Source organism: Streptomyces sp. NPDC053432 (assembly GCF_055585365.1).
The window spans coordinates 55524-81152 of sequence record NZ_JBVJKF010000011.1 but is presented as its reverse complement, the minus strand read 5'-3'; the positions used below and the strand labels follow the sequence as shown (position 1 = coordinate 81152).

Sequence of the window (25629 nt, the reverse complement as noted above, 5' to 3'; positions counted from 1 at the left end):
CAGGAGCGCCGGCCGGATCCGCCGGCGTCACTCCGTCATGGGCAGGCACTCGGCGAGCAGGTCCACGACGTCCCGCCAGGCTCGCCGCGCGTGCTGAGGGTGATGACCGACCCCGGGCAGCACGCTGTGGTCGACCGGTGGGTGATGGAAGGCGTGCAAGGCGCCGCCGTAGACCACGAGGCGCCAGTCGACGCCCGCGGCCTGCATCTCGGCGGTGAACGCGTCCCGTTGCGCGGGCGGCATGATCGGGTCTTGCGACCCGACCCCGGCCCACACCGGGCAGTGAATGCGCGCCGTCTCGCCTGGTCGGCCCGTGGTCAGTGCGTTGACCGTCGCGATCGCACGCAGGTCGACGCCGTCGCGCCCGAGTTCCAGTGCGATCGCGCCCCCGGTGCCGTAGCCGATGGCGGCGATCCGGTCCCGGTCGGTCCGCGGCTCGGCACGGAGCACGTCGAGCGCCGCGTGACCGATGCCCCGCATCCGGCCGGGGTCGGCGAGCAGCGGCACGCAACGCGCCAGCATCTCTTCGGGCTCGTCCAGATAGCGGCCGCCGTGGAGGTCGAAGGCCAGCGCCACGTATCCCAGCTCGGCGAGCGCGTCGGCCCGGCGGCGCTCGACGTCGCTGAGGCCCACCCCCTCGGGCCCGACCAGGACCGCGGGCCGGTGGCCGGCACCGGCCGGGAGCGCGAGGTGCCCGATCATCGTCAGGCCGTCCGCCGGGTATGCGATCGTGCGCGTGGTAACTGCCGTCATGGGCCCGGACTGTAGTGATCGTCGGGCCCGGTCGGGCTGGTGTTCCGCCACCGGCAGAAGGCGGGTCTCCGGCGTGTCACCCGCGGTGGGCCGGCCCGACCGCCCGGCAGCTGCCGGAGCGATCGGTGCAGGCCCTGCCCGGTCACCTCAGACGGAGTTCGAAGCCGCTTCGAGGGAGCGTGGGGATGCGGGACAGGGGAATGCCGAGGTCCTGGTCGGGGACTTCGTAGTCGAGCCGTGCCAGTTCCGTCGCGAGGGCCGCGAGTGCGCTGACGGTGATGTCCTCTCCGGGGCAGCGGTGGCCGCGCGCCGGGTCGCCGCCGCCTTGGGGGACGAGGTTGGCCAGCGGGTCCTGCGTCCCCTCGGGGCTGGTGAACCGGCGCGGGTCGAACCGGTACGGATCCTCCCAGAGGGCTGGATCGTGGTTCTGGCCGTACAGGTCGAGCAGTACCAGGGTGTCCTTCGGAACGGGGTCCCCGTGCCAGGTCAGGTCCTGGGCGGCGAGGCCCGCCACGAAGGGGGCGAAGGGGTAGAAGCGCCGTACCTCGTGGGCGAACGCCTCGGCGTAGGTACCGGCAACGTCGGCTCGCAGCAGGTCGCGGTGCTGGGGCCACCGGTGCAGTGCGTGGGCGGCGAAGGCGGCGAACCAGGCGATGGCGACCGTGGGCCGGATGATGTTCAGCAGCTCGACCGCGGCGACACGCGGTTCCAGGAGGGTCCCGTCCAGGTCCCGGTGCCAAGCCACGGTCTCCAGTGCCGAACCCTTGGAGTCCTCCTCCGGGGCCCGGCGTACATCGGTGATCAGGCCGGCGAGAGCGTCTTCCTGGCGGCGCCGTGCCCGGCGTGCGCGCAGGTGGCGGGGGCCGGGTGTGGCGAACCCGTCGACCATGGACGTGCAGTCGCGGGCCAGGTCGGCGGCTGCCGCGTCGGAGAGCGGGACGCCCGCCCAGTCGCGGACGGCGAGGGCGAGGACCCTGGCGGCTTCGTCGAAGAGCCGGATGCGGTCGTGCCGCCGGCCGGCCATCGCTTCGCGCCACTGGCGGGTGACGTGCTCGCTCAGTGCGGCGACTCCGGCGCCGTCCTTGAGGAGGGCGACGAACATCGCCTTGCGTACCCGGTGCGCCTCGCCGTCCAGGGTGTGGACGGCGCCCTGGCCGAAGAGCGTGTCCAGGACGGGGTCGGGCAGGGCCGCGGTGCGTACGACGTGCTTCTCGTCGTAGAAGAACGCGACCGCGTCCGGGCCCCGCAGGGCGATCGCGGGCCGTCCCATCAGGCGGGTCCGGACCGTGCTGTCGGGGCTGCGGCGCATCCGGTTGGGCAGCCATGCGTAACCGTGCACAAGGAGTGCGAGCGTGCTGTCGTTCCACGGGGCCGTGTCGGCTTTCTTGGAAGAGGGCATGGACCGCGCGTACCCGGCATGGCCCGGGGCACGCGTGCGACAGCCCGGCGTCACTCGTGCGTGGCCGTACATGGCCGTACATGGCCGTATGCGACATACGCGGTGGCGCGCGGGTGGAGAAGGGGCACGCGGGCAGTGGGCGCGCAGGGCGGAGCGAGCGTCGCGCTGCCCTGCGGCACGCCGCGCATCCGGAGCCGTTCGGTGGCCGTCCAGGACTTCCGGAGCCGTCCCTCCCGCTTTTCCGCGTGCAGGGACGGCCGATGGGGGAAGGCGTACAGGGACCCGTACACCGGAGAAGGGACGGACATCATGATGCGACCGAGGATCGTGGTCGTCGGCGCGAGCTTCGCCGGCGTCGCTTGCGTACGGCGCCTGGAGCGGACGCTGTCACCCGGGGAGGCGGAGATCCTGCTGGTCACCCCCTTCTCCTACCAGCTCTACCTGCCCCTGCTGCCGCAGGTCGCCTCCGGGGTGCTCACCCCCCAGTCGGTGGCGGTCTCGCTGCGCCGCAGCCGCCGCCACCGCACCCGGATCGTGCCCGGTGGGGCCGTGGGCGTGGACACCCGGGCCAAGGTCTGCGTCATCCGGAAGATCACCGGAGAATTGGTGGACCAGCCGTACGACCACCTGGTGCTCGCGCCGGGCAGTGTGACGCGCACCTTCGACATCCCCGGCCTGGCGGAACACGGCCGGGGGATGAAGACACTGGCCGAGGCGGCCCACCTGCGCGACCACGTGATCGCCCAGCTAGACCTGGCCGACGCCGCCGCACCCGGCTCGCCGGAACGGGCCTCCCGCCTCGGTTTCGTCGTCGTGGGCGGCGGCTACGCCGGCACCGAGACGGCCGCCTCCCTGGAGCGGCTCACCACCCACGCCGTCACCCGCTACCCCCGCCTGGAACGGCGCGAGATCAGCTGGCACCTCGTGGACGTGGCCCCGAAACTGATGCCCGAACTCGGCGACCGCCTGGGCGAGGCCGCCCTCGAAGTGCTGCGCCGCCGCGGCGTCGAGGTCTCGCTCGGCACCTCCGTGGCCAAGGCGGACGCCGAGTCCGTCACCCTCACCGACGGCCGGGTGCTGCCCTGCCGCACGCTCATCTGGACGGCCGGCGTCGTCGCGAGCCCCCTCGTCGCCACGCTGGGCGCCGAGACGGCCAGGAGCGGGCGGCTCGTCGTCACTGCGGACCTGCGGGTACCGGGAGCTGACGACGTGTTCGCGCTCGGCGACGCCGCCGCTGTACCCGACCTCGCCGGCGGCGGGGACGGTGCGGTCTGCCCCCCGACCGCGCAGCACGCGGAGCGCCAGGGCAGGGTCGCCGCCGACAACGTCGTCGCCGCGCTGCGGGGCACACCGCTGCGCCGGTACGCCCACAAGGACCTCGGTCTGGTCGTGGACCTCGGCGGGCGCGACGGGGTGTCCCGGCCGCTCGGCATCGACCTGCGCGGCATGCCCGCACAGGCCGTGGCCCGCGGCTACCACTGGGCGGCCCTGCGCACCGGCGCCGCGAAGACCCGCGTCATGACGAACTGGCTCCTGAACGCGGTGGCCGGCGACGACTTCGTCCGGACCGGCTTCCAGACGTACAAGCCGGGGACCCTGCGCGACTTCGAGTACACGGACCAGTACCTCACCCCGGAGGAGGTACGGGCCCGTACGGCGGCCGGGGAAGGCTGACGGTTCCGGCGAGCGGGGTCGCCGGTTTCATCCCGGGAACCTGCCCGTCGAGCGCAAGTGCCAGCGGCGTTCGGCGTATGCCAGGTCGTCCCGCCACAGCCGGGCCGCCGCGGTGCGCATCACGGGGCGCAGGATCGGGGCGGCCTTGCGGGCGAACGCGAATCCCGGCCGGTCGGAGGCGGCCACCACGGCCTCGGTCACGGCCGTGCGCGGACGGCCTCGCCCGTCCGGCCCGAGGGGGGTCGCGTGCGTCTCCACCACCGAGCCCGCGCCCTCCCCTTCCGTGATGTGCATGACGACGGTGCGCGGTCCGGGAGCGGTGAAGACCGCCCTCACCGGTACCACCAGTCGTCCGGCCACCTTGAAGGAGACGTCGACGGCGAAGCGGTCCGCGGTGTCGTCCCCGGGGGGCGAGTCGACGACCGTCAGGTCGACGAAGGAGTAGGGGTGGAACCAGGCCCCGTGCCACGGATCCAGACGGTTGGCCACGATGTCCTCGGGCTCGCAGAGCCCCGTGCCCTCGTACACCGCCGTCACCCCGCGGGCGAGGTCCGGCCGCGCCGGTACTGCCGGGGCGTCCAGCGGCTCCTCTCCGCCGATCTCGTCGAGCCGTACCCAGAGGAGCACGCCGTCGTCGAAGGCGGGCAGCGGCTCCCAGCCCGCGAACGGCCTTCCGTCGAGGGCGAGTCCGTGCCAGTGGCACACCAGGGTTCCGCACCGGACGGGACTGTCCGCCAGGGGTGCCCCGAGGTGCGGACAGACACCCGGGCCGGCGTGCGGGCGCCCGTCCGTGCCGCGCCAGACGACCACTTCGCGGCCCGCGACGTCACGGGCCAGGGGGCGGTCGCCCCCCAGAGCGGCGGACGCCCCCACGACGTACCAGTTCCCGGACGGGCGGGCCTGCGCCCGCTTCAGCGCTTCCGCGATGACAACCGGCCTGGCCTCGCGCCAGGTCGGCCGCTGCCGGTCCCACGGGACGGGCCTGCGGCGCAGCGCGAAGGGCAGCCGGGCACGGCGCCGGGGCGGCTCGGGATTCAGCCCGGGGTTCAGCTCGGGGTTCAGTCCGGGGTTCACACGACCTCCTCGGAGGCGGCTCGTGTGGCGGGCGCCGTCGAGCGCGGCGGTGCGGGCGGCGGTGTCTGCACCGGCCGGGGCCGGCCGCGGTGGCGCAGCCTGGCCGCCGCCACCCGGACCAGACCGCCCGCCGCGACCGTCGCGCGCCTGCGGCGCGGCACGACGGCCCGGCGGTGCAGCGCGGCATGGCCGTCCCGGGCGACGGCGTCGAGGATGTTGCCGTACAGGGTGTACGCGGTGCGGATGCAGGGCCGGGAGACCGGATCGAGCATGGCGAGGCCGGGCCGCGCCTCCCGGTAGACGCGGCGGGTGAGTGCCTCGAACTCCCGCAGAGCGGCGCGCACACGGCGATCCTGCCTGCCCGCTTCCCGGCAGCGGCGCAGCAGTTCGCGGTCGACGCCGTGCGCGGCCAGCAGGTCGGCCGGCAGGTACACGCGCCCGCGGTCGAGGTCCTCGCCGACGTCCCGCAGGAAGTTGGTCAGCTGGAAGGCGACACCGAGGGCTGCCGCGTGCGGCTCGGCCTCCTCGCGCGGCACCACCGTGCCCAGCACCGGCAGCATCTGCAGACCGATCACGGCGGCCGAGCCGTGCATGTAGCCGAGCAGATCGGCGTAGGAGGGGTAGTCCGTCACCACCAGGTCGGAGCGCATCGCGGTCATGAAGTCCCGGAAGTGGCGGTGATCGATGGCGTAACGGCGTGCGGTGTCGGCGAGGGCCGTCACCACCGGCTCACCGTCGCCCCCCTGCCGCAGCCCCTCGTCCAGCTGCCGCTGCAGCGCGGTCAGCCGTGCTCCGCGCAGGCCGTCGTCCGTGCCGGGGTCCGTCGAGTCGACGATGTCGTCGGCCCACCGGGCGAACCCGTACAGCGCGTGCACGGCCGGCCTGCGTTCGGCCGGCAGGAGGCGGGTGGCGAGGAAGTACGTCTTGCCGTGCGTCGCGTTGAGCTCGCGGCACCGGTGGTACGCCGTTCGCAGCACCGGGTCGGTGATACCTGCCGCGTCGAGTTCGCGTCCGGTCATCGGGCCGCCCCTTCGGTGCGCCGGGAGGGGCGCCGGGCGCCGCCCGTGATCCGGGCTGCCGCGAGCTTTCCCGACACCATGGTGGTGGGTACGCCGACGCCGGGGGTGGTGCCGCAGCCGGCCAGGACGGCGTTCTGGGTGCCCCGGACGAGATTTCGGGGCCGGAACGGTCCCGTCTGCAGGAACGTGTGGGCTGCGGAGAAGGGGGTGCCCGCGGCGTGACCCTGGTCCAGCCAGTCCGCCGGGGTGACGAGCGATTCGTCCTCGATGGCCGCCTCGATTCCGCCCAGGCCGCGCCGGTCCAGCTCGCGCAGCAGGTCGTCCCGGTAGCGGGGGCCGAGCTCGCCCCATGCGGCGCCGTCGGGCCCGATCTCCGTGTTGGGGCAGGGAGCGAGGATGTAGTGGAGGTGGCGCCCGGGCGGGGCGAGAGCCGGGTCGGTGGCCGTGGGCCGGGTGATGAGGAGGGACGGATCGCTCATCAGCCGTCCCTGCCGGGTGAGTTCGTCGAACGTGGTCCGCCAGGCGGCACCGAAGGAGATCGTGTGGTGGGCCAGTTGGGGCCAGGTGCGCTCCGTGCCCGCGTGCAGCACGACCGCGGAGGGGGAGTGGCGCAGCCGAACCGGCCTGCGGGGCCGACGGCCGAGGAGCCGGTAGGCGACGGGAAGGTCCGGCGTGAGGATGACGGCGTCGCAGGGGATGCGGTCGTGCCCGGTGACGACGGCGGTGATCCGTTCGCCGGAGCGTTCCAGCCGGGTCACCGGCTCGCCGAACCGGAGCTCGGCGCCCGCGTCGGCGGCCGCGTCCGCCATGGCCTGAGGCAGGGCGTGCATGCCGCCGCGCGGGAAGTACACGCCGGCGACCGTGTCCATGTACGCGATGACGGCGTAGGCGGCGAGGGCCCTGGCCGGTGGCACGCCCGCGTACAGGGCCTGGAAGGAGAAGACCCGCTGCAGCCGCTCGTCCTTCAGGAAGCCGCCGATGCGCCGGTCCAGCGGCGCGAATCCGCCGAGCGCCGCCAGCCGGGCGAGGTCGCCGGTGAGCAGGTTGAGGGGGGAGTCGAAGTTCGCGTCGATGAAGCGGCGCATCTGGACCCGGTAGAGCTGTTCCAGCCAGGCGCGCAACCGCCGGTAGCCCGCCGCCTCACCGGCTCCGGCGAACCGCTCGACCGCCGCGGCCATCGCGTCGCCGTCGGTGTGCACGTCCAGGGTGCTGCCGTCCGCGAACGACGCCCGGTAGGCGGGGTGCAGGGGGATCAGCTCCACCCGCTGAGCCAGGCTGTCGCCGACCGCCGCGAAGGCTTCGTCGGCAAGGTCGGGCATGGTCAGCACGGTCGGGCCGGTGTCGATACGGTAGCCGTTCAGGCGGAGGCGTCCCGCCCGGCCGCCGGGCAGGGCGTCCCGTTCGACGACGGTGACCCGGCGCCCCGCGCCCAGCAGGTGCAGAGCGGCCGACAGGCCGGCCAGCCCCGCCCCGACGATCACCACGTGGTCCGTGCGGCCGCTCACCGTACGGGTCATCGCCGTGCCTCCCGCGCGGCGAGGCCCGCCCGGGCGGGCGGGCCGTCCACGGTACGGGGAACCGTCGCCGCGGTGAGCAGCCCGCGCAGGCGGCCCTTCGCCCCCGCGGCGAACGGCGCGCCGTCGAGGTGGCGCAGTCCCTCGTCCGCCAGCTGAGCGATCTTGGTCTCGACGGCCTGCCGGGCGCCCGTCCGCACCATTGCCTCCCGCACCTCGTCGAGCCCGGCGGAGGTCAGGTTCTCGTCACCGAGGGCTCGTTCGAGGACGGCCAGGGCCCGTCGGTCGCCCGTGGCCCTGGCCCTCGCCGTCGCGAGCGCTGCCAGATAGGTCGGCTTTCCCTCGCGGATGTCCCCGCCACAGCTCTTGCCGGTCTGCAGGGGGTCGCCGAAGAGGTCGTCGAGGTCGTCGCGCAGTTGGAATGCCATGCCCACGCAGCGTCCCGTCGAGCTCAGCGCGCGTACCGTGCGGCCGTCCGCATCCGCGACGACCGCGCCCAGCGCGAGGGGCCGTTCGACCGAGTACAGCGCGCTCTTGAGGTGTGCCGCGCGCAGCGCCTCCAGCTGGGAGCGTGTCCCGGTCAGCTGACCCCGGAGGTCGAGGAACTGGCCCGCCACCATCTCGGTACGCATGTCGCTCCACAGCCGGCGCACCGAGGCCGCCGTCCTCGCGTCCAGCGCCGTTTCCGCCACCACGTCGTCCGCCCACGCGAGCGCCAGGTCCCCGGCCAGGATCGCGGCGGCCTCACCGAAACGGGCGGCGCGGTCGGGCGAGGCGGCACTGCTGTACCGATCCCGCACGTCGGCGTGCAGGGCCGGCCGGCCGCGCCGCAGCGTCGCGCCGTCCATCACGTCGTCGTGGACCAGGGCGCAGGACTGGAGCAGCTCGAGTGCCGCCCCTATGCGCAACGCGGCCTCGGCGGTCGCCCCGTCCTCCCCGCCGCAGGCGCGCATCGACCACCAGACGAGCTGCGAGCGGAGACGTCTGCCGCCCTCCCTGGTGAAACGTGCGACGCGCTCGCCCAGTTCACGGGCGAACACCGCGTCCACGGCACCGGCTCGGGTGAGCCGGTCGGCCAGCACCCGCTCCAGCATGTTCCCGATCGCGGTGTGCACGTCCGCGTCGACGGCGCCGGGCCGGGGTGCCGGGAGGACGTCACCGTGCGGCCCCTCGGACCCTGGCGGTGTCCCGGTGGCTGCCCGGACCGACAGGCTCGGCCATGGTGAGGAACCCGCGGGAGCCGCCGGACAGGGGCCGGGCAACGGCTCGGCCGCGGGGTGGTCCTTCGCCTGCATCGGGCGCATCCCGGTTCCTCCCATGGTGGTGTCGATCGCTGCGAACGGGTCTTCGGCTTCTTCCCGCGGTACGGATGCGGCGCGAAGCGAATGCCCGAAAAGTCGAGTAATGCCGTCTTCCGGACGCACCCGGCCGAGTGACCGGAGCAAAGACCGCATCCGATCCCGCACTACGGAGGGAAAGCAGTCCTGATAGGTGACACGCGGATTCGGGACCTGGAGGCGGCAGCCGTGCTGAAGGCGGACGTGGCGGTCATCGGAGCGGGAGCAGCCGGGCTGTCACTGGCCCACCGCTTGAGCGGGCATGCGTCGGGGGCCCGGACCCCCTCGGTGTTCCTCGTCGACGCCCCGCCCGGCCCGCTGCGCCCCGCCCCGCGCACCTGGTGCTTCTGGGAGCCGGGCCGCGGCCGCTTCGAGGCAGCGGTGCGATCCCAATGGCGCCACCTGCGGGTACGGCCGCCCGCCGGCCCCGCGGTCGAGCGGGACATCGCGCCGCTGCGGTACAAGATGATCCGCTCCGACGACTTCGAAGACCTGGTTGCCCGGGACCTCGCGCGCAGCCCCAATGTCCGGCGCATCGAGGCGGCCGTGGACTCCGTGGAGGAGGTCCTGGGCGGCGTACGCGTACAGATGTCCCCTGCCGGCGGCCACCACCGGGACCTGCAGGTCCGCTGGGTGTTCGACTCGCGGCCCCTGGGCAGCATTCCGGCTGCCCGCACCACCTTGCTGCAGCACTTCCACGGCTGGTTCGTCCGCACGGCCCGGCCCGCCTTCGACTGCGGTACTGCCGAACTGATGGACTTCCGGACGGCGCAGCCCCGCGACGGGCTCTCCTTCGGCTACGTCCTGCCCACCGGCCCGCGCGAAGCCCTCGTGGAGTACACGGAGTTCTCACCACGGGTGCTGACGGCGAGCGGCTACGAGGCGGCGCTGCGGCGCTACGTCGAGGACGTCCTGTCCCTCGGCGATCTGGAGATCGTCGCGACCGAGACGGGTCTGATCCCGATGACGGACGCTCCCATGCCGCGACGGGTCGGGGCGTCGGTGTTCCGGATCGGGGCCGCCGGCGGTGCGACCCGCCCGTCCACCGGCTACACCTTCGCCGGACTCCAGCGTCAGACGCGGGCCGTGGCCGCCGCGCTGCGGCAGGGCCGGCGCCCGGTGCCCCCCGCAGCCCACTCGGCGCGTGCCCGCACCATGGACGCGGTACTCCTGCGAGCCCTGGACAGCGGCCGGGTCGACGGCCCCGGCCTCTTCTGCCGACTGTTCGGCCGCGTCCCGGCGGATCGCCTCCTGCGCTTCCTCGACGGGCCCACGAGCCTCCTGGAGGACCTGGCCGTCGGCCGCCACGCCCCGGTGGGACCCATGCTGCGCACCGCTCTGGAGCTGCCCCGCCTGCAGCGCCGTCCCTTTGCCTGACCCCTCCGTTCCCCGCCCCCCCGCTCCTGGAGACCCGTATGACCCTGTTGCGCGACGAGGACCTCGCCGCCGCGTTCGACCATGCGTCCCGCAGTTACGACGCGCTGGTGGCCGCGAATCCCGGCTATCACGCGCACCTTCGGCGTTCCGTGCGCCGCCTGGGGCTGCCCCGACACGGGGAGGGGCTGCGGGTACTGGACCTCGGCTGCGGCACCGGAGCCTCGACGGCCGCGCTCCGGTCCGTCCTCCCGGCTGCCGACATCACGGCTGTGGACGCCTCGGCGGGCATGCTGGCGCGAGCCGCCGCCAAGCCGTGGGCGGGCGGCGTGCGCTTCGTACACGCCCCGGCCGAGCACCTGGCGGGCGCGCACGTCGACGGCCCGTTCGACGCCGTGTTCGCCGCCTACCTCTTCCGCAACCTCACCGATCCCGACGCCGTCCTCGGTTCCGTCCGCGCGGTCCTGCGGCCCGGTGGCCGGCTCGCCGTGCACGAGTACAGCCTCAGCGGCCGCCGCACCGACCGCGCCGTGTGGACGCTCGTGTGCCGCGGCATCGTGCAGCCCGCCGCGACCCTGCTGGGCGACGGACCCCTGTACCGCCATCTGTGGCGCAGCGTCGTCCACTTCGATCCGGCCGACCGGTTCGCCGCACGCCTCCGGGGAGCCGGCTTCGACAAGGTCCGAGCCCTGCCCCTGCCGGGCTGGCAGACGGGCATCGCCCACACCTTCGTGGCCGCCCGGCCGGAAGACCCCCGATGACCGGCCCCGTGCGCCGGCAACCCGCCGCACGCCGCGGCAGGGACCGACGGGCACGCGTCCTGCCCGCCCACCCGGGAGCCCGCCGCGCAGAGGGCGGCCCCACGGCAGCGGTGATCGGCGGAGGGATCGCCGGCCTCGCCGCATCCACCGCGCTGGCCGAACGGGGCGTGCGGGTGACGCTGTACGAACGCGAGCCCTACCTCGGCGGCCGTGCGGGCGGCTGGCCGACCCGCTTGCGCGACGGCAGCACCGTCACGATGAGCCGCGGCTTCCACGCCTTCTTCCGGCAGTACTACAACCTGCGGGGCCTGCTGCGCCGCACGGACCCCGCCCTGGCCCGGCTGCACGGACTGCCCGACTATCCGCTGCTGCACGCGGACGGGCTGCGCGACAGCTTCCGGCACGTGCCGCGCACCCCGCCGTGGAGTGCGCTCGGCTTCGTCGCGCTCAGCCCGTCCTTCCGGCTGCGGGATCTGCGCGCCCTGAACCCGGCCAAGGCCCTGCCCCTCCTCGATGTCCGGGTGCCGGATGTGTACCGCCGGCTCGACGACATCAGTGCCCACGACTTCCTGGAGGCCATCCGCTTCCCGGAACGGGCCCGCCACCTGGCCTTCGAAGTCTTCTCCCGGAGCTTCTTCGCCGATCCGCGCCGGCTGTCGGCGGCCGAGATGGCGCTGATGTTCCACATCTACTTCCTGGGCTCTGCCGAGGGCCTGCTGTTCGATGTGCCGCGCTCGCCCTACCCGGCCGCGCTGTGGGGTCCGCTGGCCGGATACCTGGAGCGGCATGGCGCCGAGGTGCGGACCGGGAGCACGGTCGAGCACGTCGCGCCCGCCCACGGCGGAGGCTTCGAAGTGGCCGGAGAGCGCGAAGAGCGCAGACACGACGCCGTGGTCCTCGCCCTGGACTCCGCCGGCCTGCGGTCCCTGGTCGCCCGTTCGCAGGAACTGGGCGACCCTGCCTGGCGGGAGCGCGTGGCGCGGCTGCGCAGTGCCCCGCCCTTCCTGGTCACCCGGCTCTGGCTCGACCGGCCCGTCGCCTCCGACCGGCCCGGGTTCCTCGGAACCAGCGGCTTCGGCGGCCTCGACAACATCAGCGTGCTGGACCGGTGGGAGGACGAAGCCGCCCGCTGGGCGGCACGCGCCGGGGGATCCGTCGTGGAACTCCACGCCTACGCCGTCGACCCGGGCGCGCAGCGGACCGCCGAGGAGCGGCAACTCGTCGCACAGCTGCACCGCGTGTACCCCGAGACCCGCGCCGCGACGGTGGTCGACGTCCGTCACGAATGGCGCGAGGACTGCCCGCTGTTCCCGGTGGGCGGCTACGCCGACCGCCCCACCGTCCGCACCTCCGATCCCGGTCTGGTGGTCGCGGGCGACGCCGTGCGCACCGGCCTTCCTGTCGCCCTGATGGAACGGGCGGCCACGACCGGCTTCCAGGCCGCGAACGCACTGCTCGAACGCTGGGGCCTCTGCGGGCAGACCCTGTGGACGGTGCCGGAGCGCGGCCGTCCCGCCGTACTGCGGAAGGCGGCGGCCTGGGCGAGTCGCTGAGCCCTCCGCCCGGCGGCCCGCCCGGCAGTCCGGACGGGCCGCCGGGCCGCCGCTTCGGTTCACGCAGTGATCACGCCCCTGACGAAGAGGGCGACCCGCCGCCGCGGACCCGGTCCCGCTCCTCGTAGTGCGCCAGAGCGAGACCCAGGCCGAAGAACGTGGGGGCCCATTCCCCGACGAAGATTCCCCACCGGTCGGCGCGTTCGAGGCTCTCGTTCCTGCTGGAGGTGAGCCAGGACGCGAGGGACAGGCCGATCGACGCGGTGGCGGCCAGGTAGGCGTGCTCGCTGGTGACCCCGGCCTCGTGCAGCTTCTTGACGATCATGATCACTCCTCTGAGAGGGAGACGCATCCCCCCGCGCTCACGAAGCCGCACGGGGAATGTCATGCAATGACCTCTTCGCTCCCGGTTCCGGGTTCGGATGCGCTCGCGGGTTCGGTCCGCGCGGACCGCGGCGACCGTTCTCCTTCGGCAAACGGTTCGCCGGCCGGACGGTTGGCGGAGAGCATGATCCTCACGGCGTCCCTCAGCCCGTGCGGCCGCAGCAGTTGCGGGTCCGGACGCGGCCCCCACCCCGGACCGCACAACAGAACACGGCTGCGCGTCCGGGCGCCGTGCATCCCCCAGCGCAGTGCCGCGAGGTGACGCGCCATCGGAAGGTCGGCGGTCTTCCGGGACTGCGACCACAGGCCGACGGCCGCCGGAGCGACTCGGCGCACGGAGGCCTCCAGGGCTTCGGCCGGTACCGATCCGCCCAGCATCAGGACGCGTTGGCCGCGATCCCGCAGAGCGGCGGTGAGCGCCTCCAGGGGAAGGGTGTGCTGCTCGCCCGGCAGGCATGCCAGCAGCACCGGGCGGGAGTCCGCCGGTCTGCTGCGGGTCATCGAGCCCGCGTAGGCGTATCTGAGGGCCGCCGAGATGTGCCAGGACAGCATGTGTTCCACCTCCACGTACCGGTCCTCGGACGACTCCCATTTGCGCCCCACGTATCGCAGGGTCGGCATCAGCACCTCGTCCCACGCGGCGATCAGGCCGTACGTTTCGATGGAGGTCATGATCTGCTTGTGCACGGCCTCGGCGTCCATGCGCACCGCTGCCCGGGCGAGCCCCCGGCCGCGCCGCCGCGGGTCCCCTGGCGGCGGGGTCCCTCCGGGAGGATCGTCCGGACCGGTCGACGGCTCGACCGGTGCCCGATGGAGGGGTGTCGTGAGCGGGGCCGGTCCGGACGCGCGGACCTCGGCGGCGTTGGCCTTCGCGGCGCGGGCCGCCTCGGCCGGGGGCACGCCTTCCGCCGTCAGACGGCACATCTCCTGGACCATCGCGACGTCCGGGGCCGTCCACCGCCGGTGACGTCCCTCGATCCTCGTCGCAGGTCCCAGTCCGTAGCGACGGTCCCAGGAACGCAACGTGGTGGGGGAGATGCCGAGCTCCCGCGCGAGCCCCCCGGTCGTCACACCGGCCCCGGCGCCGGGGCCCCCGTTCCCGTCCATCTCCGCCTCCACTGGTGCTGGGCACATGCCACACCGATGTGTTCTGCGTACGGGCGGGGCACGGATGCGTCCCCGTACCGCCAGGGGCCTTGCCATGGCAGCGCCACCAGCGGTCCCAGGGGCATTTCGGGCGAATCGGTGCAGGAACATTGCGACTTTTCCGCTCCGGTGGCGCTGGTCATGCTGGGTTCCTCGGGACGAGACGACGCGATCCTCCTGGAGCACCCATGCGCCTGACAGACGAATTGCCCGTGGACCACCCCCTCAGCCGTGTCTACCGGTTCGGCGCCGGCCTGTGCGGGCTCATCCTCCTGGTCTTCGGCACCCTCGGCTTCGCCGGCGGCCTCGACGCGTTCAGTACGGACGGACAGCGCATCGCCGGCCTGTCCACCAACGGACTGCTGAGCACGATCTCGGTGGTCTTCGGACTCCTCCTCATGGCCGGCGCGGCAATCGGGGGAAACCTCGCCTCGACGCTCAACACCGTCGTCGGAGTGATCTTCGTGGCCAGTGGCTTCGTCCACTTGTTCCTCATCGGCCGGCCCGGCAACATCCTGGACTTCGGTCTGTCCAACGTCATGTTCAGTTTCCTGATGGGCCTCCTGGTCATGACGTTCGGGATGTACGGCCGTGTCAGCGGCGGACTGCCTCACGACAACCCCTACTGGCGTCGGCGCCACCCCGAGCAGGCCGCGCGCGAGCCGGCTGCCGCCTACCCCCGGGCCGGTGCCGGGGGCCGGCCGCCGGCTGAGTTGCCGGAGAGCTGAGGCCGCCATGGCCGGCGAGGCGGCACGGGTGCTGGTGGTGGGGGCGACGGGCGAACTGGGCCGGCTCGCCGTGCATGAGTTCCTCGGTCGCGGCGTCCGCCTGGCCCTCGCCGGGCGGGACCGCGGGGGCCTCGCCGACCTGGCCTCCACCACAGGCTGCCCGGCCCGCGTGCTCGACGCCTACGATCTTGACACCTGCACCGCTTCGGGGCCGTGGGCGCTCGCCGCGCTCGGCGGTCTCGACGGCGTCCTCGTCACCACCGGGGTCGCGGGCTTCGGGCCCGCCGCCACCGTGCCGAACGCCGCCGCCGAACACCTCATGACCGTCAACGCCCTGTGCCCCATGGCCGTACTCAGAGGCGCTGTACCCGTCGTCCGCGACGGAGGCTTCCTCGCAGCCGTGACCGGGGCGATCGTCAACGCCCCGCTGACCGGGACCGCGGACTACGCCGCGTCGAAAGCCGCGTTGGCCTGCTGGCTGGGCGTCCTGGCGCGAGAGGTCCGCAGGCGGCGCGTGGCCGTGGTGGATGCCCGGCTCCCTCATCTGGACACCGGTTTCGCTTCCCGAGCCGTGGTCGGCCGCCCGCCGCCCCTGCAACGGGGAGCGGATCCCGCCACGCATGTACGAGGCCTTCTCGGCGACCTGCTCGGGCACCTCGACAGCCCTGCCCCGGGCCGGACAGCACCCGCGCGCCGGCCCGGGCCCTCCACGCCCTCGGCCTGTTGACGTGACTGACGGCACGTCCACCGGCCCGGTCGAGTCGCCCGTCCTGGGACGCGCACCCGACGGCGCTTCCCGCCCCGGCTAACCTGGGTGCAGGCAAGGGCAGTTCGGCAACCGAGCGCCGCGCGGCGCATCGGACCCAGGAGGACGGATGTTGGCTGAGTCACTGACGGCACTCGCCGGCGCGGGCGCCACCGCACTGATCGGAGCCATGGCCACCGACGTCTGGCAGGGCGCCCGCGGCGGGGTCGTGCGGCTCTTCGGGCGCGGCGGAGAAGCCCGCGGGGAGCTCATCGGGGCGCAGCTCGACGAGGACGCCCAGCTCGTCGGGCGCGCCGGGCAGGCCGGAGCGGACGAGATCCGGGCGGAACTGCTCCCCGTATGGCGCCGGCGACTCCTCCTGCTCCTGGAGGAACACCCCGAGAGCGAGGGCGAATTGCGCGAACTGGTCGCCCGCGTGCACAGCGGCCTGCCGGCCGAGCGGCAGGTGTGGACCCAGTGGAACACCGCACGGGACCACGGCACCCTCTTCGCCGTGCAGGGCGGCAACCTCCACTACCACCAGGCGGCCGAAGGGCAGGTGCCACCGCCCGCCGAGGACGGCGCGGAGGGGTCCGGCTGACCGTGGACCTCCCCGACGAGGTCCATCAGGAAGTCCGCGCCGTCGCCGGCTTCGCCTACGGCGCGGTCGGTGCCGACATCCACGTCTTCGGCGACGGTACCCCCGTCTACCTGCTCTACGCGCGCGCCCCGCACGGCGCCGCCGACACCCTGCGCCGGGACTCCGCCTGGCTGCGCGCACAGCCCAGCCGCATGCTCGACGCCCGCAGCGAGATCGTGGACTTCACCGGCCGCGAAGCGGAGCTGGCCCGGCTGCGGGAGTGGCGCGATCAGCCCGCCCGGTCGGCCGTGCGCTGGCTGCACGGACCCGGCGGCGCGGGCAAGTCCCGCCTCGCCGCCCGCTTCGCCGCCGAATGCGCCGACGCCGGCTGGCTCGTCGTGGACGCCGTGCACGGCACCGACACCCACCCGCCCGCCGAGGGCAGCCAGGACCTGCGCACCGGCCACCGCACCGGGGTGCTGCTGCTCGTCGACTACGCCGACCGCTGGCCGGACGCCCACCTCAGGTGGCTGTTCCACAACGGGCTGCTCCTCGGTGAACTCCCCGCCCGGGTCCTCCTCATCGCCCGCTCGGTACGGCCCTGGCCCGCCCTGCGCGCGCAGCTGACCCGGCAGCGGCGCGCCACCGACCTCTCCGACCAGCCGCTGGACCCGCTCTCCGCCCGGCAGGGCGAACGCAGCCGGATGTTCGAGGCCGCCCGCCGCAGCTTCGCGGCCCACTACCCGGACCCCGCCGCCCTCGACGGACTGCGCCCGCCTTACGAGGACCTCGCCCGCCCCGACTTCGGCCTGACCCTCGCCGTCCACATGGCCGCCCTCGTCGCCGTCGACGCCCGGGCCGGCGGCCGGGAACCGCCCGCCGGCCTCGCCGGGATGACCGCGTACCTCCTCGACCGTGAACACGACAACTGGCGCCGGCCGGTCGAGCACGACACGGGCGGTCCCGGCGGCGGGGGCACCGAGGACGGCGACCGCCGGGCCCTCGACCTCGCGCGGACCGTATTCACCGCCGTCCTCACCGGGCCGATGCGCCGCGATACCGCCCGCCCCCTCCTGGACCGGCTCCTGCTGAGCACCCCGGCCGACCGGGCCCTGACCGCCCACGCCGTCCACTACCCGCCCACCGACCCGGCGGCCGCCCACGTACTGGAGCCGCTCCTCCCGGACCGGCTCGCCGAGGACTACCTCGCCCTCACCCTCCCCGGCAGCCCCGTCACCGCCTACCCGACCGACCTGTGGTCCGTCACCGCGACCACCCGCGTCCTGCAGCGCGACGCAGGCGCCGCCCCCGCCTGGACACCCCGCGCCCTCACCTTCCTCATCGCCGCGGCCGAACGCTGGCCGCACATCGGCCCCTCCGTCCTCTTCCCGCTGCTGCGCCGCGACCCCGGGCTCGCCGTCCGCGGCGGGGGCTCCGTACTGACCTCGATCGCCATGCTCGACTCCGTGGACCCCGATGTCCTGGAGGCGATCGAGCCCCTGCTGCCGCCGGGCGACGTACGGGTGGAGAGCGGGGCCGGGGAACTCGCCGTACGGCTCACCACCCACCGCCTCGAACGCGCCGCGGACGGCATGGAACGCGCCCGGCTCCCCTCGGAGCTGGCCGGCGCCCACCTCAGGGCGGGCCGCCGCGGCGAGGCGTGCGAGCACATGGAAGAGGCCGTACGCCTCACCCGGGAGGCCGCCGAGCAGGACCCGGCGCACCGGTCCGAGTACGCCGACGCCCTCCTCAACCTCGGCGGCCTCTTCCTGGAGGAGATCCCCGCCGAGCGACGCGTCGGCCTCCTCCGGGAGGCGATCGGGCTGATGCCGGGGGACGGAGCGGACCCGGCCGTCCTGGGCGCCCTGGCCCAGGCGCACACCCGGCTGGCCTTCGCGCTCTGGACGACAGGGGCCGAAGAACAGGCCCACGCGTCCGTGGCGGAGGCGGAACGGCTCTTCTCCCGGGTACTGGACCGCGACCCCTTTCTCTGGTGGTCCATGTCCCCGGACGTGGACCGCCTGGGGATGGTGAACGGCTACCTGCTGGCGATGTCCGGACGCGACGAGGAAGCGGCCGAGAGCGCCGGGGCGGTGGTGGCGTCCGCGCGCCAGATGGCGGACCTCGATCCCGCGCGCTTCGGGGACGACCTGGCCGGCAGCCTCAGCATCCAGAGCCAGCACCTGTGGAACGCCGGGCGGCACGCCGAGTCCGTCGGCGCGCTGCTGGAGGCGATCCACCTCTACCGCCAGCTCGCCGAGGCCGCTGCCCACTACCGGGACGTCCTCGTGACCCGGCTCGACGAGGCGGCGGAGAAACTCATCGCGCTGGAGCGGCACACCGAGGCCGTCGCGATCGTCGAGGAGAGCCTCGCCCTGCGCCGGGAGCGCCTCGCCCTCGACCCGGACGACGCCACAGGCGCCGAAGCCGAACGCGGCGCCATCGGCCGTGCGCTGCTCTACCTGCGGGAGCGGCGCGGCGCCGACCGGCTGCCCTGGGGCACGCCGGCCGAGATCGACGCGGCAGCCGAGCAACTGGTACGGACCGCCGACCGGGAGGGGCTGTGGGACCTCATGCGCAGGGTCCCCGTCACCGACGCGATCCGGATCGCCCACCTCCACGCGCCCGAGCACTGGGCCCCGCCCGAGGACGGTCCCGGCGGACGCCTGGCCGCCCGGCTGACCTCGCGCCGCCACCGGCCGAAGGCCGCCGAACGCACCGCCCGGGCCGCCGCCGCGCGGGCGGCGTGGCGCCTGCCCCACCGGGACAGCCCGCCGGCACCGGACCGCGTCTCCTTCGCCCCCGGGGAAACCGCCATGACCTGGGAGACGTACCGGCCGCCGGGCAAGCGACGCCCCCGCGGCGAGCACGCGACCCGCATCGACGTGTACGACCTCGCCTCCCGTTCGCGGATCTGGTCGGCCGACCACCTCCGGGTGGGCACCGACACGGTCACCTGCCTGGGGCCCGACGCGGTCCTCGCGCTGCGCACGGAGCTGTGGCTGTCTCCCGAACTCGTCCTGTACCGGCCGGGCGGGCTGGAGTACCTGGCGGGCGGCCCGGACCTCGTGGGCGCCCGGACCTTCGCCACCGCCCGCGGGTTCGTCGCCCTGCTGGGGAGCGAACCCGTGGCCCTGGTCGGAGCCGTGGGCCGGCAGCTGGAACGGATCGACCTGCGCGACCTGGGTCTGGAGCGCTGCACCGTCCATGCCGTCGACCCGTCCGGGCAGCGGCTCCTGCTGGCCGGCGGCGGCCGCCTGATCCTCACCGACGCCGGTCTGGAGCCGCTGTCCGCCGAGGGCTGGCGCAGCCTTCCCGACCAGCACGGCACGGTGGAGGCAGCGGCCTTCCTCTCACCCGACGAGTTCGTCACCGCGGCCTCCACCGGCGGGATCTACCTGTTCCAGCAGGAGTCGGAGGAGACCATGGTGACCGCCTGGAACGCTCCCGGACCCCGCCTGGAGCACCTGTTCGCGATCCCGGGCTGGCGTGTCGTCGGCGGGCACGCCCAGGGCGGGGGGACGGCGTACTTCCACGACGTGGTGGCCCTCGACCCCGTGCCGGAGCCGCGTCCGCTCGCCGGGCCGCGCCGCGGCGCCCCGCCGCTCCTGACCGCTGCGCCCGGAGGCCGTCACGTCGTCCACGGCTCCACCGTGCACGACCTGGGCGACCCGCTCTCCTTCGCCGGGCGTCCGCTCGCCTCGCTCACCGCGGCCGACCGGGCGGCCCTGAGCGCGTGGCTCGACGGCGGGCGGGCACCGACCGCCGCGATCGCGGAACTGCTGGAGCTCGTACGGGACCTCGCGTCCCCCTGGTGACCGCCATCGACCGAGGAGAATGACCGCGATGTTCCGCAGGAAGCGAGCCGAGGACACCCCGGCGAACCACGGAAATCCGCCGAGCCCGCCGCCGGAGCCCGACGCCCCGCCGGAGCCCCACACCTCGCCGGAGCCCGACACACCGCCGGATCCGCTCGACCTGCGGCTGACCGATCCCGGCGACGCACCGATGAGCCTCGGCGCGGACACCACCATGGGGATGCGCGACCGACTGCGGGAGGCTGAGCGTCGGCTGGGCCCTGCCCACGAGGAGGTCCTGCGGCTGCGCCACAACTACGCCATCATCCTGTGTGCTTGGTCGGCCGCGGCACCGCCCGGGGACACCTACATGCAGGACCGGGCGATTCCGCTGCTGCTGGAGAACCTGGGCCACCAGTCGGCGAGCCTGGGCCCCTACGCCCGGGACACCCTCACCACCCTGGAGGCGGTCGGATCCGCGCACCTTTCGGCGGGGCGTCCCGCCGAGGCCGTCCCCTACCTGGAACGGGCTCTGGAGGGCAGCGAGCTCAGCCCCGACCGCGACGAGGAGCGGACCCTCACCTGGCGCGAGAAGCTGTCGGACGCCTACGCCGCAGCCGGCAGTGCCGACCGGGCGATCACGCAGCTGGAGGAGACGGTGGCCGGCAGCAGGCGCCTGCTGCCGCCGGGCGGGGAGACGCTGGAAGCCCGCAAGCGGAAGCTGTTCAAGGCCTACCACAAGGCGGGCAGGCTGCCCGAGGCCACCGCGCTGTGCCGGGAGATCATCGCGGACAAGGAGCGGTTCTACGGCCCCGACCACCTCAGCACCTACATCTGGGTGGACAACCTGGCGCACCTGCTCCACGACGCCGGGGAGCTCGATGCGGCCGTCGCCTGCTACGAACGGGTCGTCCAGGGCTTCGAACACATCCACGGAGCCCACAGTGAGAAGATCGCCTACCCGTACCACAACCTGGCGATCGCCCACCTGGAGGCCGGCCGCCCGGAGCGGGCCCTGCCGTACCTGAAGGCGGCCCTCGCGGCGCGCGAGCACAGCCTGGGCCCGGACGACGTGCGCACCCTGGACGCGCTGGTCTCGCTGATGTCCGGCTACGACCAGGCCGGGCGCCGCGACGAGGCCATCGCGGCGACCGAACGGCTCATCGCCGCTCTGGAGCGCGTCGGCGGCCCCACCCACCCCAAGCTCCCGGAGGTGCGCACCTACCTCGACCAGCTGCGGCGGGCCGTTCCCTAGGAGCACGTCCGGCTCCGTACGCCATTAATCTGCGTCGGGTCTTGTCAACTTTTTTGCTCCGCGCTATATAGGTGGTGTTGCCATGTGCATCTGTGTCGAGAGGGAGAGGAGTGACCCAAGATGCTCATGCGGACCGATCCTTTCCGTGAACTGGACCGGCTGACCCAGCAGGTTCTGGGGACCACGGCCCGGCCGATGGCCATGCCCATGGACGCCTTCCGCGAGGGTGATGCCTTCGTCGTCGAGCTGGACCTGCCCGGTGTCGACCCCGAGTCCATCGACCTGGACGTCGAGCGGGACGTCGTGAACGTCCGGGCGGAGCGGCGGACCACCGCCTCCGGGGACAACGGCGAGGTACTGATCGCGGAGCGCCCCTCCGGCAGCTTCAGCCGCCAGCTGTTCCTCGGCGAGACTCTGGACGCGGACCGTATCGAGGCCTCGTACGAGGCCGGTGTGCTGCGGCTGAGCATTCCGGTCGCAGAGGAGGCGAAGCCCCGGAAGATCGAGATCAGGGCCGCGGAGGGCGCACGCAAGGAGATCAACGCCTGACGGACGCCCGGCAGGCGGGAACCGGAGGGCGGGCCGGCCCTGCACCGGCCCGCTCACCCTCCTCGCGTCGGCAGTTGCCGAAGCCGGCCGGGAAGAATGCGAGGTTGCGGTCATGGCCGAAACACCGCCGCCGGCGACCGAGCTCCGGCAGCGCACCGACGGACACCTGGAGGTCGCGCCGGACCGGTACGGCAGCGGCCCTGCTCGGGCCGCCCGGTGAAGTCGGCAGTCGGAACAACGGTTAGGCGTCTGAGAGGAGCGGACGATGACACGCGCAGTCGGGATCGACCTGGGCACGACCAACTCCGTCGTCGCAGTCCTGGAGGGCGGCGAGCCCACGGTCATCACCAACACCGAGGGAAACAGGACCACCCCTTCCGTGGTGGCCTTCGGCAAGGGCGGAGAGGTCCTGGTCGGAGAGATCGCCAAGCGGCAGGCCGTGACCAACGTCGGCAGCACCGCGCGGTCCGTCAAGCGCCACATGGGCGAGGCGGACTGGCGCTTCCCGGAGGGGGCCGACATCGACGGCAAGCGGTACACGGCCCAGGAGATCTCGGCACGCGTCCTGCAGAAGCTGAAGCGCGACGCGGAGGCGTATCTCGGCGAGGACGTCACGGACGCCGTGATCACCGTTCCGGCGTACTTCAACGACTCCCAGCGCACCGCGACCAAGGAGGCCGGCGAGATCGCGGGCCTGAAGGTGCTGCGGATCATCAACGAGCCGACGTCCGCGGCGCTGGCGTACGGACTCGACAAGGAGAACGACCAGACGATCCTCGTCTTCGACCTGGGCGGCGGCACCTTCGACGTGTCGCTCCTGGAGATCGGCGAGGGGCTGGTGGAGGTGAAGTCCACCAACGGCGACACCCATCTCGGCGGCGACGACTGGGACCAGAAGATCGTCGACCACCTGGTGAAGCAGTTCCAGAACGCCTACGGCGTCGACCTGTCCAAGGACAAGATGGCGCTCCAGCGTCTGCGCGAGGCCGCCGAGAAGGCGAAGATCGAGCTGTCGGCCGCCACCGAGACCAACATCAACCTGCCGTACGTCTCCGCATCCGCCGAGGGCCCGCTGCACCTGGACGAGAAGCTCACGCGCTCGCACTTCGAGCAGCTGACCGCGGACCTGCTAGAGCGCTGCAAGGCCCCGTTCCACAACGCGGTCAAGGACGCGAAGATCAAGGTCTCGGACATCGACCACGTCATCCTGGTCGGCGGGTCCACCCGCATGCCGGCCGTGACAGAGCTGGTCCGGGAGCTGACCGGCAAGGATCCTCACAAGGGCGTCAACCCGGACGAGGTCGTCGCCATCGGCGCCACCCTCCAGGCCGGTGTCCTCAAGGGTGAGGTCAAGGACGTCCTGCTCCTCGACGTGACCCCGCTGTCCCTCGGCATCGAGACCAAGGGCGGCATCATGACCAAGCTCATCGAGCGCAACACCACGATCCCGACGAAGCGGTCCGAGATCTTCACGACGGCCCAGGACAACCAGCCGTCCGTGCAGATCCAGGTCTACCAGGGCGAGCGCGAGATCGCGGCGTACAACAAGAAGCTCGGCATGTTCGAGCTGACCGGCCTGCCGCCGGCCCCGCGTGGCGTCCCGCAGATCGAGGTCTCCTTCGACATCGACGCCAACGGCATCATGCACGTGACGGCCAAGGACCTGGGCACGGGCAAGGAGCAGAAGATGACCGTCACCGGCGGCTCCTCCCTGCCTCGCCAGGACATCGACCGCATGGTCCGCGAGGCCGAGCAACACGCCGAGGAAGACCGCCGCCGCAAGGAGGAGGCCGAAACCCGCAACAGCGGCGAACAGCTCGTCTACCAGACCGAGAAGCTGCTCCGCGAGAACGAGGCCAAGATCCCGGCCGACGTCAGGACGGAGACCGAATCCGCCCTCGCCGACCTCAAGGAGCAGCTCAAGGGCCAGGACACCGCAGCCATCCGCACGGCGACGGAGCGCGCCGCCAATGTCGCGCAGAAGATCGGTACCGCCCTCTACGACACCCAGAACGCCGCAGCGGGCTCTGGCGGATCGCCTTCCGGCGCGGGGTCGTCCGGCACAGGGTCGTCCGGCACGGACGAGGAAGTCGTCGACGCGGAGATCGTCGACGACGAGAGCCCGAAGGGAGACGCCCGATGAGCCCACCGACGGCAGGCAACGGACCGCGAAAGCAGCCGCCCCCCATCGTGATCAGGGACAGACGACGCATCGACCCCGTCACCCTCGAGCTCAGGACAGGCGACCGGCCTCCCCAGCACACCGAGGGCGGGAACGGTACGCGCGCACCGCGCGGCGGCGCCGCCCCTCCCGCCGGGACCGCCGACGTGCGCGGCGAGCTCGCCGAACGTACCGCCGATCTGCAGCGCCTCAAGGCTGAGTACGACAACTACCGCAAGCGGGTGCAGCGTGACCGTCTCGCGGTACGGGAGATAGCCGTCGCCAACGTCCTGGGAGGGCTGCTGCCCGTCCTGGACGCCATCGACCAGGCCCGCGAGCACGGCGACCCCGACCCCGGTCTGCTGGCGGTCGCCGATGTACTGGAGACGCAGCTCGCCACGCTGGGCCTTCAGGAAGTCGGGAGCGCGGGAGAACCCTTCGACCCCACGTGCCACGAAGCGGTCTCCTCCCAGCGGTCCGACGAGGTCGACCGGCCGACCTGCACCGCCGTGCACCGGCCCGGCTACCGCGTCGGACGCCACCTCCTGCGCCCGGCGCAGGTCACGGTGAGCGAACCACCCGACCAGGCCGGATCACCTTGACACCGTTCCCTTCGTGGTTCTAAGACGGGTGGAAGAGGAATGGCTCGGCTCCGGTTGTTTCGGAGGTGAGGGAAATGGGCGGTTCGCGGCCGACGCGCGACCACTACACCGTCCTCGGACTGCGGGACGAGGCGTCGCCGGAGCAGATCACCAGCGCCTACCGCGCGCTGATCCGTACCCTGCACCCCGACGCCCGCCCGAGCGGTCCGCAGGCCGCCGCGGAACTCGCCGAAGTCATCGAGGCGTACCGGACCCTGCACGATCCGCTGCGCCGATCCGACTACGACGCCGAACGCGATCGGAAGCGGCCCGGCGGCCACGCGGTACGGATCCCCGTACGAGTGAGGACCGCGGCGTGCGCTGGGGCATGCGAGTCTCCACGACCCGCCGTGCGTCCCCGTGCGACGGCATACGCAGCCGCCACACCGCCGTACGAGGACCCGTTCGACCTCCTCGTCACCTGGCTGCTGACCCGCATACGGGCCCGGTGACAGCTGCCGAGGACCTTCGGCCCGGCCCCCCGCCTCCCGATGCCGCCGGAAACCGCCGTCCGGGGCCATGGTCGTCCGTGCGGACGGTGCGTGGCCCGTCATCTGAACCGGCAGCGGACGAAGAACGTTGTCCTTGTGAGGGAGTTTTCCCGGCGCGAGCCGAGCCGAGAGGGGATCCGTGTGGTGGGGCCGGTTGTCCAGCATGGTCGGAGCGGTGTCGGGTCACGTACGGGAGCGGTCGATCCGGGGATGTCCGACCCGGCGTGCCGGAACGCCGATCCGGCTCTGTTCTTCCCCGCGTACGGCACGCGGTTGCGGGATTCCCAGATCACGGCGGCGAAGGAACTGTGCGCGCGTTGCCCGGTCCGTGAGGAGTGCCTGGCGATGGCCGTCCGTTCCGACGAGAGCGACGGCATCTGGGGCGGAACCACTCCGGTGGAGCGGCGCCGTATGAGGTCGCTGCTGGCGCGCATGCAGTGCGGTGCGGAGCTTGCCCGGTCCGTCGTATGCGGTGAGAACCCTCAGGTTTCCCCGACCGAGCGACCCGGTGTGGTCCACGGTCTGCTGCGGATGGGCTGGGACGTCGAACAGGTGCTGGAGGCTTTGCAGTTGACACCTGGCCAGGTCCAGGAGGCGCGCGGGCTGGCCGCCCGGGCCGGGGCGCTGCTCGCCCTGATGGAGCGGCACTACCCCAAAGGGTGGTGCTGACACACCATCCGGCAGCACCACCCGA

General features: G+C 73.2%; 22 protein-coding genes. 14 read left to right on the top strand and 8 right to left on the bottom strand.

What is annotated here, in order from left to right; genetic code table 11:
• Positions 1–27 precede the first annotated feature (27 nt).
• Positions 28–753, bottom strand: coding sequence for a dienelactone hydrolase family protein (locus tag ACZ6Y1_RS19580; RefSeq protein ID WP_469630885.1), 726 nt, complete (start codon positions 751–753; stop codon positions 28–30).
• Between the two features lie 142 nt (positions 754–895).
• On the bottom strand, positions 896–2152 hold the full coding sequence (locus ACZ6Y1_RS19575; protein WP_469630881.1) for a cytochrome P450: 1257 nt from the start codon (positions 2150–2152) through the stop codon (positions 896–898).
• Positions 2153–2461: 309 nt separating this feature from the next.
• Between ACZ6Y1_RS19575 and ACZ6Y1_RS19570 the strand changes: the two genes are divergently transcribed.
• On the top strand, positions 2462–3826 hold the full coding sequence (locus ACZ6Y1_RS19570) for an NAD(P)/FAD-dependent oxidoreductase (RefSeq protein ID WP_469630878.1): 1365 nt from the start codon (positions 2462–2464) through the stop codon (positions 3824–3826).
• Between the two features lie 27 nt (positions 3827–3853).
• On the opposite strand, the gene ACZ6Y1_RS19565 is transcribed toward ACZ6Y1_RS19570, so the two are convergent.
• The 4 genes from ACZ6Y1_RS19565 to ACZ6Y1_RS19550 are packed head-to-tail and all read right to left on the bottom strand — an operon-like array spanning position 3854 to position 8737.
• The gene (locus ACZ6Y1_RS19565; RefSeq protein ID WP_469630875.1) at positions 3854–4900 is read right to left on the bottom strand and encodes a DUF5914 domain-containing protein; all 1047 of its coding nucleotides are present in this window, start codon (positions 4898–4900) and stop codon (positions 3854–3856) included.
• Positions 4897–5919 (bottom strand): phytoene/squalene synthase family protein, encoded by a 1023-nt coding sequence (locus ACZ6Y1_RS19560; protein ID WP_469630872.1) that lies wholly within the window; start codon positions 5917–5919, stop codon positions 4897–4899. Before ACZ6Y1_RS19560 ends, ACZ6Y1_RS19565 begins: the two co-directional genes overlap by 4 nt.
• On the bottom strand, positions 5916–7436 hold the full coding sequence (gene crtI / locus ACZ6Y1_RS19555) for a phytoene desaturase family protein (RefSeq protein WP_469630869.1): 1521 nt from the start codon (positions 7434–7436) through the stop codon (positions 5916–5918). The genes ACZ6Y1_RS19560 and crtI overlap by 4 nt, the downstream gene beginning before the upstream one ends.
• Positions 7433–8737, bottom strand: a complete 1305-nt coding sequence (locus tag ACZ6Y1_RS19550; protein WP_469630866.1) for a polyprenyl synthetase family protein — start codon at positions 8735–8737, stop codon at positions 7433–7435. The genes crtI and ACZ6Y1_RS19550 overlap by 4 nt, the downstream gene beginning before the upstream one ends.
• Positions 8738–8959: 222 nt before the next feature.
• Here ACZ6Y1_RS19550 and ACZ6Y1_RS19545 point away from each other — a divergent pair, with 222 nt between their 5' ends.
• From ACZ6Y1_RS19545 to ACZ6Y1_RS19535, 3 genes are read left to right on the top strand one after another with little or no spacing between them, the layout of a single operon-like run.
• Entirely contained in the window at positions 8960–10147 is a 1188-nt protein-coding gene (locus ACZ6Y1_RS19545) for a lycopene cyclase family protein (RefSeq protein ID WP_469630863.1), read from the top strand.
• 38 nt (positions 10148–10185) lie between these two features.
• A complete protein-coding gene (locus ACZ6Y1_RS19540; RefSeq protein ID WP_469630859.1) occupies positions 10186–10905 on the top strand; it encodes a class I SAM-dependent methyltransferase in 720 nt (239 codons plus the stop codon).
• Positions 10902–12458, top strand: coding sequence for a hydroxysqualene dehydroxylase (locus tag ACZ6Y1_RS19535; RefSeq protein WP_469630856.1), 1557 nt, complete (start codon positions 10902–10904; stop codon positions 12456–12458). Before ACZ6Y1_RS19540 ends, ACZ6Y1_RS19535 begins: the two co-directional genes overlap by 4 nt.
• Before the next feature lie 70 nt (positions 12459–12528).
• Here the strand turns inward: ACZ6Y1_RS19535 and ACZ6Y1_RS19530 are convergent, their stop codons facing one another.
• Positions 12529–12783 carry a hypothetical protein gene (locus ACZ6Y1_RS19530; protein WP_469630853.1) on the bottom strand — a complete coding sequence of 85 codons (255 nt, stop codon included), beginning with the start codon at positions 12781–12783 and terminating at the stop codon, positions 12529–12531.
• 59 nt (positions 12784–12842) lie between these two features.
• Entirely contained in the window at positions 12843–13949 is a 1107-nt protein-coding gene (locus tag ACZ6Y1_RS19525) for a MerR family transcriptional regulator (protein ID WP_469630849.1), read from the bottom strand.
• Between the two features lie 227 nt (positions 13950–14176).
• On the opposite strand from ACZ6Y1_RS19525, the gene ACZ6Y1_RS19520 reads away from it, so the two are divergent.
• The 10 genes from ACZ6Y1_RS19520 to ACZ6Y1_RS19475 all read left to right on the top strand — a co-directional run bounded on the left by ACZ6Y1_RS19520 (position 14177) and on the right by ACZ6Y1_RS19475 (position 25604).
• Entirely contained in the window at positions 14177–14716 is a 540-nt protein-coding gene (locus ACZ6Y1_RS19520; protein ID WP_469630847.1) for a DUF4383 domain-containing protein, read from the top strand.
• A 7-nt stretch (positions 14717–14723) separates the two neighbouring features.
• Positions 14724–15443 carry an SDR family NAD(P)-dependent oxidoreductase gene (locus tag ACZ6Y1_RS19515; RefSeq protein WP_469630844.1) on the top strand — a complete coding sequence of 240 codons (720 nt, stop codon included), beginning with the start codon at positions 14724–14726 and terminating at the stop codon, positions 15441–15443.
• A gap of 148 nt (positions 15444–15591) precedes the next feature.
• The gene (locus tag ACZ6Y1_RS19510) at positions 15592–16062 is read left to right on the top strand and encodes a hypothetical protein (RefSeq protein ID WP_469630842.1); all 471 of its coding nucleotides are present in this window, start codon (positions 15592–15594) and stop codon (positions 16060–16062) included.
• Between the two features lie 2 nt (positions 16063–16064).
• A complete protein-coding gene (locus ACZ6Y1_RS19505) occupies positions 16065–19859 on the top strand; it encodes a hypothetical protein (RefSeq protein ID WP_469630839.1) in 3795 nt (1264 codons plus the stop codon).
• Between the two features lie 28 nt (positions 19860–19887).
• Positions 19888–21093, top strand: a complete 1206-nt coding sequence (locus ACZ6Y1_RS19500) for a tetratricopeptide repeat protein (RefSeq protein ID WP_469630836.1) — start codon at positions 19888–19890, stop codon at positions 21091–21093.
• 120 nt (positions 21094–21213) lie between these two features.
• Positions 21214–21642: an Hsp20/alpha crystallin family protein gene (locus ACZ6Y1_RS19495; protein WP_469630833.1), complete on the top strand. Its 429-nt coding sequence runs from the start codon at positions 21214–21216 to the stop codon at positions 21640–21642.
• A gap of 265 nt (positions 21643–21907) precedes the next feature.
• Positions 21908–23785 (top strand): molecular chaperone DnaK, encoded by a 1878-nt coding sequence (gene dnaK, locus ACZ6Y1_RS19490; RefSeq protein WP_469630828.1) that lies wholly within the window; start codon positions 21908–21910, stop codon positions 23783–23785.
• A gap of 47 nt (positions 23786–23832) precedes the next feature.
• The gene (gene grpE / locus ACZ6Y1_RS19485) at positions 23833–24405 is read left to right on the top strand and encodes a nucleotide exchange factor GrpE (protein WP_469630825.1); all 573 of its coding nucleotides are present in this window, start codon (positions 23833–23835) and stop codon (positions 24403–24405) included.
• Between the two features lie 74 nt (positions 24406–24479).
• Complete coding sequence (locus tag ACZ6Y1_RS19480; RefSeq protein ID WP_469630822.1) at positions 24480–24896, top strand: J domain-containing protein; 417 nt, start codon at positions 24480–24482, stop codon at positions 24894–24896.
• A 249-nt stretch (positions 24897–25145) separates the two neighbouring features.
• Positions 25146–25604: a WhiB family transcriptional regulator gene (locus ACZ6Y1_RS19475; protein ID WP_469630819.1), complete on the top strand. Its 459-nt coding sequence runs from the start codon at positions 25146–25148 to the stop codon at positions 25602–25604.
• Positions 25605–25629: the final 25 nt, after the last annotated feature.